At 56.3% G+C, this 1,434-nt stretch carries 1 rRNA gene; it reads right to left on the bottom strand.

The features are described from left to right. Positions 1 to 42 precede the first annotated feature (42 nt). Positions 43 to 1,434: ribosomal RNA gene (locus tag ABZ848_RS49520) — 23S ribosomal RNA — on the bottom strand; the annotation flags it as partial.

Genomic DNA, 1,434 nt, shown 5'->3' with positions numbered 1-1,434 from the left:
ACGGTCGTTGCCTCAGAACTAACACAGTGGACGCGAGCAACTGAGGACAAGCCCTCGGCCTATTAGTACCGGTCACCTCCACACCTCACGGTGCTTCCAGATCCGGCCTATCAACCCAGTCGTCTACTGGGAGCCTTACCCTCTTATAGAGGTGGGAGTCCTCATCTCGAAGCAGGCTTCCCGCTTAGATGCTTTCAGCGGTTATCCCTCCCGAACGTAGCCAACCAGCCATGCCCTTGGCAGAACAACTGGCACACCAGAGGTTCGTCCGTCCCGGTCCTCTCGTACTAGGGACAGCCCTTCTCAAGACTCCTACGCGCACAGCGGATAGGGACCGAACTGTCTCACGACGTTCTAAACCCAGCTCGCGTACCGCTTTAATGGGCGAACAGCCCAACCCTTGGGACCGACTCCAGCCCCAGGATGCGACGAGCCGACATCGAGGTGCCAAACCATCCCGTCGATATGGACTCTTGGGGAAGATCAGCCTGTTATCCCCGGGGTACCTTTTATCCGTTGAGCGACGGCGCTTCCACAAGCCACCGCCGGATCACTAGTCCCGACTTTCGTCCCTGCTCGACCCGTCGGTCTCACAGTCAAGCTCCCTTGTGCACTTACACTCAACACCTGATTGCCAACCAGGCTGAGGGAACCTTTGGGCGCCTCCGTTACCCTTTAGGAGGCAACCGCCCCAGTTAAACTACCCATCAGACACTGTCCCTGATCCGGATCACGGACCCAGGTTAGACATCCAGCACGACCAGACTGGTATTTCAACGACGACTCCCACCGAACTGGCGTCCGATGCTCACAGTCTCCCAGCTATCCTACACAAGCCGAACCGAACACCAATATCAAACTGTAGTAAAGGTCCCGGGGTCTTTCCGTCCTGCTGCGCGAAACGAGCATCTTTACTCGTAGTGCAATTTCACCGGGCCTATGGTTGAGACAGTCGAGAAGTCGTTACGCCATTCGTGCAGGTCGGAACTTACCCGACAAGGAATTTCGCTACCTTAGGATGGTTATAGTTACCACCGCCGTTTACTGGCGCTTAAGTTCTCAGCTTCGCCACACCGAAATGTGACTAACCGGTCCCCTTAACGTTCCAGCACCGGGCAGGCGTCAGTCCGTATACATCGCCTTACGGCTTCGCACGGACCTGTGTTTTTAGTAAACAGTCGCTTCTCGCTGGTCTCTGCGGCCACCCCCAGCTCAAGGAGCAAGTCCTCTCACCAGGTGTGGCCCCCCTTCTCCCGAAGTTACGGGGGCATTTTGCCGAGTTCCTTAACCATAGTTCACCCGAACGCCTCGGTATTCTCTACCTGACCACCTGAGTCGGTTTAGGGTACGGGCCGCCATAAAACTCGCTAGAGGCTTTTCTCGACAGCATAGGATCATCCACTTCACCACAATCGGCTCGGCATCAGGTCTCAG

This window comes from Streptomyces sp. NPDC047081, assembly GCF_040643775.1.
In the GTDB taxonomy this organism is placed as follows: Bacteria; Actinomycetota; Actinomycetes; order Streptomycetales; family Streptomycetaceae; genus Streptomyces.
This window is presented reverse-complemented; position numbering and strand designations above follow the sequence as displayed.